Source organism: Geobacillus sp. ZGt-1, assembly GCF_001026865.1.
Taxonomy (GTDB): Bacteria; Bacillota; Bacilli; order Bacillales; family Anoxybacillaceae; genus Geobacillus; species Geobacillus thermoleovorans.
The window spans coordinates 113,189-118,384 of sequence record NZ_LDPD01000006.1 but is presented as its reverse complement, the minus strand read 5'-3'; the positions used below and the strand labels follow the sequence as shown (position 1 = coordinate 118,384).

Annotated in this window: 5 protein-coding genes; 3 read left to right on the top strand and 2 right to left on the bottom strand. The window is 53.9% G+C overall.

Going from position 1 to position 5,196, the window contains the following annotated elements; genetic code table 11:
* Window positions 1-401: sporulation protein (locus VU18_RS18715; protein ID WP_236687245.1), on the top strand; the 401-nt coding region annotated here is incomplete at its 5' end.
* 172 nt (window positions 402-573) lie between these two features.
* On the opposite strand, the gene rlmD is transcribed toward VU18_RS18715, so the two are convergent.
* Window positions 574-1,962, bottom strand: coding sequence for a 23S rRNA (uracil(1939)-C(5))-methyltransferase RlmD (gene rlmD / locus VU18_RS01485; protein ID WP_011229861.1), 1,389 nt, complete (start codon window positions 1,960-1,962; stop codon window positions 574-576).
* Between the two features lie 235 nt (window positions 1,963-2,197).
* On the opposite strand from rlmD, the gene VU18_RS01480 reads away from it, so the two are divergent.
* Window positions 2,198-2,614: an Rrf2 family transcriptional regulator gene (locus tag VU18_RS01480; RefSeq protein ID WP_011229860.1), complete on the top strand. Its 417-nt coding sequence runs from the start codon at window positions 2,198-2,200 to the stop codon at window positions 2,612-2,614.
* 83 nt (window positions 2,615-2,697) lie between these two features.
* A complete protein-coding gene (locus VU18_RS01475; RefSeq protein ID WP_011229859.1) occupies window positions 2,698-3,573 on the top strand; it encodes an SDR family oxidoreductase in 876 nt (291 codons plus the stop codon).
* A gap of 254 nt (window positions 3,574-3,827) precedes the next feature.
* Here the strand turns inward: VU18_RS01475 and VU18_RS01470 are convergent.
* On the bottom strand, window positions 3,828-5,196 hold a 1,369-nt coding region (locus VU18_RS01470; protein ID WP_236687244.1), incomplete at its 5' end, for an alanine/glycine:cation symporter family protein.

Here is a 5,196-nt window from a genome sequence, read left to right as displayed (position 1 = left end):
CGCTCGACCCGCAAGACCGCGACCATCTCGCCATCGAACCGCACCCGCTCGTCGCCGCGTTTCTCGAGGCAGCCCGCCAATTAGGATTCCGCCTCCACCATGTGCAGTGCGAACAAGCGCCGCGCTATTGGCAACGGCGGTTGCCGTTTGTCCAAGAGTTTGAATTCAAGCCGGCAAGTGGACCGTTCAAAGGCTGTCTTGATGAATTGGAAGCGATCTTCTTTTTGTCTGAAAACAGCGTAGAAGTCTTGCTGGAAATCGACCGCAAGGCACGTGGACTTTCTGGGTTGTTCGCAGAGGCGCTCGATATGGACGAGACGTTTGTCCGGTTCACATACGGCACAGGCGACATCCCGGCATTGCCGCAATTACTGGCAGATGCGATCCAGAAGTACAGTTAGACGGAAAAAACGAAAAGGGCCGTCCGCCATCTTTTTCCTTCCGCTTCTGAAGTTTGTAGGTGGGGCATAGGTTGCACATCTATCCCTGTAAATGATTTCTATTTGTTTCAAAAAAGGATGGCAAAAGCAATAAATCCCGTTTCTCCCTATCCGAGAAACGGGATTCCTTCCATCATGATCCCCGAACAAGCAACGCACAGCACTCGACATGGGCCGTATGCGGAAACATGTCCACCGGCTGGACGGTTTTCAATGTATAGCCGAACGAGACTAGCTCCGTAATGTCTGACGCAAACGTCTCCGGATTGCACGAGACATACACAACCCGCTCCGGCCGCGCCCGGCCGATTTTGCGCATCACCTTCCCGCCCGCCCCCGAACGTGGAGGATCCAAAAGCAGCAGCTCCGGCCGTCCGAACTGTTCCAACACTTCATCAATCCCGCGTCTTGCATCCCGAGCCAAAAAGTACGTATTATCAATGCCGTTGTCCTTCGCATTTCGCTTCGCCGACTCAATCGACGTTTCAACAATTTCAATGCCAGCTAACGCTTTGACCCGTTTCGCAAATGGCAGGGAAAACGTCCCGACTCCGCAAAAGAGGTCGATCATGTTTTCATGAGGCTGCGGTTTGCCCATCTCCAACGCCAGTTCAACCAATTTGGCCGCCTGCACTGGGTTTGTTTGAAAAAACGTATCAAACCAAAGGCGGTAGCGGAAGCCGCACAATTCATCGTAAATGAAATCACGTCCGGCCAACACATGGGTTTGTTCCGCTTGGGTGCGGTCCGCCCACGCCCGATTCTCGAGCCAAAGCAAACTTTTCACTTGCGGGAGCATTTTGGTGATCCGCTCCGTCAAATCGGCCGCCGCTTCTTTCAGATCCCCTTCCGGCGCCTCGGTCGCAAAGAGCGCCACCATCACCTCTCCTGTCGCAAACGACTCGCGCACCATGAGGTGGCGAAGCAGCCCTTCGTGGGTATCTTTGTGATAACCAGGCAACCGGTGATCGCGCGCCCAACGCGCCACCTCCATGGCCGCTTTGACGATCTTCTCGCCGGCAATGAGGCATGTCTCCAACGAAATGACTTGCCGGAAGTTCCCTCGCTCGTGCAGTCCAAGCAACCCTTCCGGAGAAAACGTAAACTCCATTTTATTGCGGTAATGCCACGGATGTTCCATGCCAATCGTATCGCGGACAACGCCAGGGTCAAATCCGTGCTCTTTCAAGAGCGTCTTGACATGCTCCGTTTTATGGCGCAGCTGCCCTTCATAGCGCCAGTGCTGCCAGACACAGCCGCCACAGCGGTCAAAGTGCGGACACGAAGGCGCAAGCCGTTCCGGATGCGGCTCGATCACTTCTTCCACTCGGGCATGGGCCCTCCGGCGTTTCGGCCAATCGATCAAAACCCGCACCTTTTCACCAGGAAGCGTGGACGGAACAGTGAGTTTGAGCTTTTTTCTCCTCCCTTCTTCTTCCTGCCAAACGACCGCTTGTCCCGCTCCTTTTTTATCCAACTGATGAATGTCCGTAATGAACGATTGTTTTCCGCTGTCTGTCAATGGCTTTCCTCCTTCCGAGATGAACGATGTTGTCACCCTTTATGTATTGTACACGATCAGCGGGCGAATCCAAAGCACCTTTCCGTCACGGCGTCAACCCCTCTTCTCTCCGGCGCGGCCTTTGGCGGGGATTTATCCCTTTCCGACCGGAAGCACGATTGATCCAAAACGGCCAGCACCAAAGTTGACTTTTCCTGAAGATATAACTATAATGGTTACAACGGTGGTGTTTTACGTGAAACAAATTAGCACACGATTTTCGATGGCCGTGCACATCCTTTGCTTGCTTGCGACCAGCCCGGCCGATTGCACCGGAGATTTCATCGCGCAGAGCGTCAATACAAACCCTGTCATCATCCGTCGAATTATGGGCATGTTAAAAAAAGCGGGGTTGGTTGACGTCCGCCCCGGAGTCGGCGGCGCTTCGCTACGCAAACCTCCCGACCAAATCACGCTGTTAGACGTGTATCGGGCCGTCGGTGTCGTGGAAACGGATCAACTGTTTCGCATCCATGAACATCCGAACATTCAGTGCCCGGTCGGGCGGAATATCGAGGCGGTTCTGCAAGCCGAACTGAAAGCGGCGCAGGCGGCCATGGAAGAGCGGCTTTCGCAAACGACGATCAGCCGGCTGATCGCTCAATTTCAATAATAAAAGCTCTTAACAGGGCTTTTATTTATACATCGGTTGTAACCAAACTGGTTATAACAAAACAAATGAGGAGGTCTAGGCGTATGAACATATTAGTCACCGGGGCAACCGGAAAATTAGGAACGAAAGTCGTCGAAACGCTGTTGAAATCCGTGCCGGCTCACCAGCTGGCCGTCAGCGTCCGCCAGCCGGAAAAAGCCGAACATCTTCGGGCCCGCGGAGTCGACGTTCGCCATGGCGATTTTGACCGCCCCGAAACGTTGGAGACAGCCTTTCAAGGGATTGACCGGCTGTTGATCATCTCCACCGACGGAGACAACGAAACAAGAATCCGCCAGCACACAAATGCCGTCAACGCCGCCCAACGCGCCCAAGTCGGATTCATTGCGTACACAAGCCTGGCGAATGCGAATGAAAGCCGGCTCGCCTTGGCCGAAGTGCATCGGGTGACGGAAGAAGCCATCGCAAACACCGGCATTCCGTACTCCTTTTTGCGCAACAACTGGTATTTGGAAAACGAAATCGGAACCGTTCAAGCCGTCCTCGCCGGGGCGCCTTGGGTGACATCAGCCGGGACAGGCAAAGTCGGCTGGGCCCTTCGCCAAGACTACGCCGAAGCCGCCGCTGCCGTCCTCGCCGGAGATGGCCATGAAAACACAATTTACGAACTTTCCGGCCCCCTCATGACCCAAGAAGAACTCGCCGCCGCCCTCGGCGCCGTCTTAGGCAAAGACGTGCCGGTGCAACAAGTCAACGATGCTGCCTATGCTGATATCATGAAAAAGGCTGGTTTGCCCGATCCGCTCGTGTCGTTTCTCGTGGACATTCAACGCGGCATCCGCGAAGGCTCCTTAGAAATCGAAAGCAACGACTTTGAAAAACTGCTCGGCAGACCGGTGACGCCGATTCACGACGCGCTGGCCCAACTTGTTCGTGACCTAAAGGGAACAACCCATTAATTTCCACAAAAACCGGCCCTGCGGCCGGTTTTTTTACGAAACAAACTTCCTCCCCCTCTCCCCTTTTCCATCTTCCCGACCGCCATCCCCGTCAGCTCATCAACCGTTTCGTCATCATCTCCTGTTTCCAACCTTTTTTTCAATATCTGCTTTGCCTAACAGGATTCCAAAGCGGCCATTCCCAGGATGCCGGACGCACAAAAACGGTGTCCCGAACGCAGCGGGACACCTCCAACTCTACAACGTATGATGGCTTATAACGCTTGTTCCTTCTTTTCGTCCACTCTCGTATACCCATTTTCCCAAAATGTCGCGTTCTTGATCCCGTATTTTGACGCATTGAATTCCGGATCCTTGCCTTGCTTCAGCTGCTCCTCATAATCTTTTAGCGCAATATAGGCCGGTTTAAACAACAACAAGATCGCGATCAAGTTGAGCCAAACCATGATTCCAAGCCCGATGTCGCCCATCGCCCACGCCGTCGTCGCCGTTTTGACCGTTCCGTAGAAAGTGGCGGCCAAAAAGATGACTTTGAGGGCAAAGAAGGCCATCCCCCTCTTTTCACTGCGCACCAGATAAGCGAGGTTCGTCTCGGCAATATAGTAATAGGCGTACATCGTCGTAAACGCAAAGAAGAAAAGGGCAATCGCAATAAACGCCGAGCCAAATCCCGGGAAGAGGGTGTCCACCGCCGCTTGCGTATACCCTGCACCCGGTTCTACCCCTTTCAAATGCTCGACAATCGTCTCTCCCGTTTTTTCATTGATCACATTGTATTGACCTGTAAACAAAATCATCAGCGCCGTCGCCGTCACGACCAAGAACACGTCCAAATAGATCGAAAATGCCTGCACAAGCCCCTGCTTCGCCGGGTGGGACACTTCCGCCGCCGCTGCCGGGTGGGCGCCCGTCCCTTGCCCCGCTTCATTCGCATAAAGGCCGCGTTTGACCCCCCACATCACCGCCGAACCAAGAATGCCGCCAAACACTTGATCAGCGCCAAACGCGCTTTTGAAAATCAAACCAAACACATCCGGGACTTTTTCAATATTGGCCGCAACAATGGCAATCGCGACCAACAAATAGCCAACTGCCATAAACGGCACGACAATTTCCGCCGTTTTCGCGATCCGCTTCACTCCGCCAAAAATCGTAAAGCCAAGAACGGCAATCACGAAAATTCCCGTCACCAATTTCGGAATGCCAAACGCATTCGAAAAGCTGTCGGCAATCGAGTTTGCTTGAATTCCCGGCATCAACACCGCCATGGAGAGAAGGATCGCCGCGGCAATCACAACCGCAAACCATTTCCAGCCAAGGCCCTTTTCAATATAGAAAGCTGGCCCGCCCCGGTACTGCCCGTCTCGTTCCTCTTTATAAATTTGCGCCAGCGTCGACTCGACATACGCCGTCGCCGCACCGATAAACGTAATGACCCACATCCAAAAGACAGCGCCCGGTCCCCCGTAGGCAATCCCCGTTGCCGTCCCAGCGACGTTCCCGACCCCAATGCGGCCGGATAAAGACATCGTTAACGCTTGAAAGGACGAGACCCCCGCGTCAGAGCCCTTCCCGGTCGTCACAAGCCGGATCATCTCTTTCACATGTGTGAGTAAAATATTT